The sequence below is a fragment of the Romboutsia sp. genome (genome assembly GCF_051659545.1).
Classification (GTDB): Bacteria; Bacillota; Clostridia; order Peptostreptococcales; family Peptostreptococcaceae; genus JBOFOR01.
This window is the reverse complement of record NZ_JBOFOR010000288.1, coordinates 1-4,956: the sequence shown is the minus strand read 5'-3', so window position 1 is coordinate 4,956 and position 4,956 is coordinate 1. Positions and strand designations below refer to the sequence as shown.

The 4,956-nt window shown below is 31.1% G+C and carries 3 protein-coding genes and 1 pseudogene; 2 read left to right on the top strand and 2 right to left on the bottom strand.

Annotated features, from left to right (window positions below):
• Window positions 1–350: pseudogene (locus ACRC03_RS17125) on the top strand (LCP family protein); the annotation flags it as partial.
• A 15-nt stretch (window positions 351–365) separates the two neighbouring features.
• A complete protein-coding gene (locus ACRC03_RS17120; RefSeq protein WP_438653814.1) occupies window positions 366–1,412 on the top strand; it encodes a glycosyltransferase in 1,047 nt (348 codons plus the stop codon).
• A 171-nt stretch (window positions 1,413–1,583) separates the two neighbouring features.
• On the opposite strand, the gene ACRC03_RS17115 is transcribed toward ACRC03_RS17120, so the two are convergent.
• On the bottom strand, window positions 1,584–3,686 hold the full coding sequence (locus ACRC03_RS17115; RefSeq protein WP_438653813.1) for a family 10 glycosylhydrolase: 2,103 nt from the start codon (window positions 3,684–3,686) through the stop codon (window positions 1,584–1,586).
• Between the two features lie 178 nt (window positions 3,687–3,864).
• Window positions 3,865–4,584: a C40 family peptidase gene (locus tag ACRC03_RS17110; RefSeq protein WP_438653812.1), complete on the bottom strand. Its 720-nt coding sequence runs from the start codon at window positions 4,582–4,584 to the stop codon at window positions 3,865–3,867.
• Window positions 4,585–4,956: the final 372 nt, after the last annotated feature.

The window sequence follows — 4,956 nt, the reverse complement described above, 5'->3', positions numbered from 1 at the left end:
CTGCTTTAGAGAGAGATAGAAGACAAAGAAATGTTATACAAGGCTTAATTGATGGAGTTAAGGGTTTACCTGTTACTAAATACCCTAACTTAATAAACACAATATTACCTTATGTTAAGACTAATATGAGACCTGCTGGAATCCTTGCTTTAGGTGGTCAAGTTTTAGGTTTAGGAAATTTAAATATTGAGCAAATGGAATTCCCTATAGATGATGGGGTTCACAGTACTGGTGGTATAGTTAACAATCAAACAGGGTGGGTTCTTCAATTTGATCCTGATACTTTAGACATCTTACATGACTTTATATTTAACGATATAAAGCCTGAAGATAATTCAAAAATGAAATAATAGTGGTGATGAATAATGATGAATGACAATATGATAAGTATCATTATACCTGTATATAATGCTGAAACTTATTTAGAAGAATGTTTAACTTCTATAAAGAACCAAACTTTTAAAGATTTAGAAGTATTACTAGTAGATGATGGTTCTAGTGACAATAGCAAAGGTATTATTGATAAATTTATGGATAAAGATAATAGATTTAAATATTTTTATCAAAAAAATAGTGGTGTTAGCGCTGCAAGGAACTTAGGTATTGATAAAGCTCAAGGTAAGTATATTACTTTTGTAGATGCAGATGACTGGCTAGATGCTACAATGTATGACACTATATTAAGTAAAATGGAAGCTAATCAAAGCCAAATGGCTCTTTGCAGTTATGTAAGAGAATACCCTCACTTAAATAAAAGTGAAAAAGAAGATCTTCCTTTTAAGAACAAGTCTTTATTTTTAAATGAAGAGGTTCAAAGTATAGTACTTTATGAAATGTTGGGTAAAAAGGCTTTACGTAATACCTCAATTATGGGTTCAGTTTGGAGACTTGTATTCTCAAGAGAATTTGTTCTAAACAATACTTTACAATTTGATAGAAGTATTAAGGTAGGAGAAGATTTATTATTTTCTATATCAGCTCTAAAAAAATGTACTAATCTAACAGTTGTAGACGAACCTTTTTATCATTATAGATTTACACCTGGTTCAGCTATGTTAAAGTACAGACCTAATCAATGGGAAATTGGTCATGGCTTCAACAAAAAGTTTAGAGAAGCAGTTCAAGGGTTACCAATGGATGATATTAACGAGTTAATAGCATTTGATTTGATAAGAGCTGCCTTAGGCTCTAGTGAATCTGTATGTAAGCCTGAAAATAAAAACAACGCTACAGCTAAATTAAAACAAATTAAAGAAATCTGTAAAACACCAGATTTAGTAACTTATATGAAATACATTGATTTCAGCAAAGTTAGTTCTAAAGATAAATTAAAAATTAACTTCCTTAAATATAAGTTTCCTATAGGATTATACAGCTTCTACACTCTAAAAAGCAAAAAATCTTCTACTTAAAATTATTAAAACTAAAAGAAGGTATAATTGTAAATATTCACAATTATACCTTCTTTATTTATACCTACCTACAAAACTGAATATAAGTATTTAATTGATATTTATAAGATGCCTATCGAAGTGTAAATCTGTAAGTTGCACCGAGCGGTATCCATAAATATCACCTAAATCTTATTTCAACAAATCTACAATATTATTAAATGCACTTTGATTAACTCCTCCACCAACTTGATAAACTAAGCCTGTTGATTTTGGATTTAACACATTGCTTTGAGCTGCTTCTATATTATTTCCAACTATTACAATTGGAGAGTTTAATTTAGCTGCTAAAGGTCCTGCTGTTAGTGCATCAACCAACGGATCACTTTTAGTTACAAGTACTGAATTGTAACTGTTACTTGTGTAGAATTTTTCGATTACTTTAGCATTCGTTTCTTGTCTAGTACTTCCAGCTACTCTATTATTTAATACATTATTTGTAGTTATAGCATTCATCTTATTTACTACAGTATCAGATAATACTGCATTTCCACCTATAAAATATGCTTCTTTTAAGTTTTGGCTACTTAACCAATTATACGTACTAGTTGTTAAGTTATCTTTTGGTGATAAGATTATAGGTTGTTTCTCTTCTCCAGCCTTAGCTGCAATAGAAAGAGCATCAGGTTCTCCAGTTCCACCTGCTACATATACTTTATTTATAGTATTTATAGTAGCTACCTCTTTTGCTATTAAAAGAGAGGTCTCATATCTATCTATTCCACCAACTCTTTTTGTTGTAGTATTTGATAGTATACTTTTTACTTCATTTATAACTTTATCTTGAACTACACTAGTTCCACCTACTATTATTACTTTATTAGGCTTTAATCTTACAAGCTCATTTTTCGTAGCTGTAGGTATTTTATCCTTATCTACTAGTAATATAGGGGCATTACTTGAAGTAGCTAAAGGTGTAGCTGTAACTCCATCTACTACAGAGTTAGCACTTGTCAATATTACTGTATCAGAACCATCTGTCCAGCCTTCTTTACTTATCTCTACCGCAGTGTTATATCTCTCCTCACCTTTAAGAGTTTTTATATTTATACTCGGTGTAGGTGGTTTTATATAAAGTTCCTTCATATCATTCTGAAGATTAGTATTTCTTACTATATCTCTAGCTGAGAAATATATACTACCTTTAATTTCTGAATATTGTCTATTCAAAGTTATTTGTTGTTTTATTTCTGCTGCAATATCTTGTCCACTATTACTTGATTCACCTTGCTTATAAATACCTTGTCCTATATACAAGTTTACATTAGTTCCTTTTACCTCATTTGACCACCAACTTACTAGCTTAGAATAATCTGCTGCCGAAAATCCTATTGGCCAATATAATTGAGGTGTAACATAGTCAACTAATCCTCTTTTTATCCAAGTTCTAGTATCTGCATAGTCACTTGAGTAACTTTCTTTTCCTTTTGTATCAGAACCTGTTGGGTCACTTGATTTGTTTCTCCAAATACCTGATGGACTTACTCCAAATTCTATACTTGGTTTAGAGCTTTTTATTGCAGACTTTACATCACCTAGTAAAGTATTTACATTTTCTCTTCTCCAATCGTCCTTGCTCATTCCATTTCCATATTGCTGATAAGTCGCATCATCATTCATATTACCTCTGTAGAAGTAATCATCAAATTGAACACCATCAATATTATAGTTTCTTACTACTTCCATTACAGAATCTACAACATGCTTTCTTACTTCAGGAAGTCCTGGATTATAAGCTAGAGCATTTCCTGCAGATGTAGAATGTTCTAATATCCAACTTGGATTTTTTTTAGCAGGATGGTTTTGATCTAATGTATTTAAATCTGTTCCTGTAGTAGTTACTCTATATGGATTAAACCATGCATGGAATTCCATACCTCTTTTATGTGCTTCATCTATTAAGAATGGTAATGGATCGTATCCTGGGTCTTTACCTTGAGTTCCTGTTAAATATGCCGACCACGGATTTATACTTGATTTGTAAATTGCATCCCCTGCAGGTCTTACTTGTACTACTACTGCATTTATTCCTGTACTTTTTAAAGTATCTAATAAATCAGTATATTCCTTCTTTTGTACTTCTGGATTGTTTTTTGTTTTAGGCCAGTCTATATTGTGTACTGTTGATATCCATGCTGCTCTCATTTCATTATCACTAGCAGCATAACTTATTGGACTGCACATTGAAAATACCATTAGAAATGACATAATTAATGACATAACGATTTTCCTCATTTTTTCCCCCTTGTATTAGCTATTTTTCGCACTTTTTTTGCAAAGTTCTACCTAATAAAGTATACATAAACAATATATACTAGTCAATTAAATTCCCTTTACCTCCTATGCCCAATAACTGTACAAAATATTAAAAGCAGTAGGTTGCCCTACTGCTTTATATTACATTTTATATCACTTATAATACACGCTTAGCTGTTATAAGTCTATTTGAATAATATCCAGAATTAATATTATCTACTCTTACAGTCTGACCTGTACTTGGTGAATGTACCATTTTAGAATCACCAACATATACACCTACATGACTTACATTTGATCCTGAACCAAAGAACAGCAAATCTCCTGGCTCTAATTGACCTTTGCTTACAGTTTTACCAAATCTAGATTGATCGCTAGATGTTCTTGGTAATTTTACATTTACGCTGTTTTTATATACATATGATGTAAGCCCTGAGCAGTCAAATGAATTTGGACCTGACGAACCCCAAGAATAAGGTTTTCCTATTTGTTTATACGCTAAATCTACGACTTGTTGTCTCTCTGATGAATTTACATTTTTATTTTCTGTTGTTATGTATTTTCCATTTACCCATCCAGTAACGCTATCTGCTTTAGATATTTTAAACCATCCATTATTGTCCTTCTGTAAAATTTCTACTGAATCCCCTGTATAAACTTTACCAACAATACCATTATTAGCACTAGGACCACTTCTAACATTTAAGTAATCGCAAGGTGCTACTTTTCCACTTTCTGTACTTGCTCTTAGTACTATATTTTCATTTGGAAGTGCATACACTTCTTCGTTAATTGGTCCTATATATATACATCCTGTAAGCAGTGCTATCATCGTAATCTTAGATAATATTTTAGTTTTATTATTTTTTATCCCCATAATTCACCCCTTATCAATTGTAACATTATTGTAACATATTTTTCCATTTTTTTCAATTATAATTTAAATTTAGATATTTTTTAGAAGTATATAGCTTTTTTTAGCTTATATTGAATATCCTCTATATGTTTCATTATAATTTTCTAATTTTGTTAGTTTTTTGTAATTTTTATTTCTTCTTATTTTATTCTACCTATTGCTTCATTACTCCTTTTTATTTTAAAAAATTTCATTAATCGAGTAGGAAAAACTCGGGGTAATTAATCCCGAGTTCAGACCTCTCACAGAACCGTACGTGCGGGCCTCGCATACGGCTCCTGATAAATTTTAGTTGCTACATCTGTAGCAATACAAAGTATTAACTTTTACTTT

Excerpts from the sequence above, each read along its gene's own strand:
- ACRC03_RS17115 (WP_438653813.1), bottom strand. The coding sequence starts at position 3,686 with ATGAGGAAAATCGTTATGTCATTAATTATGTCATTTCTAATGGTATTT.
- ACRC03_RS17110 (WP_438653812.1), bottom strand. The coding sequence starts at position 4,584 with ATGGGGATAAAAAATAATAAAACTAAAATATTATCTAAGATTACGATG.
- ACRC03_RS17120 (WP_438653814.1), top strand. The coding sequence starts at position 366 with ATGATGAATGACAATATGATAAGTATCATTATACCTGTATATAATGCT.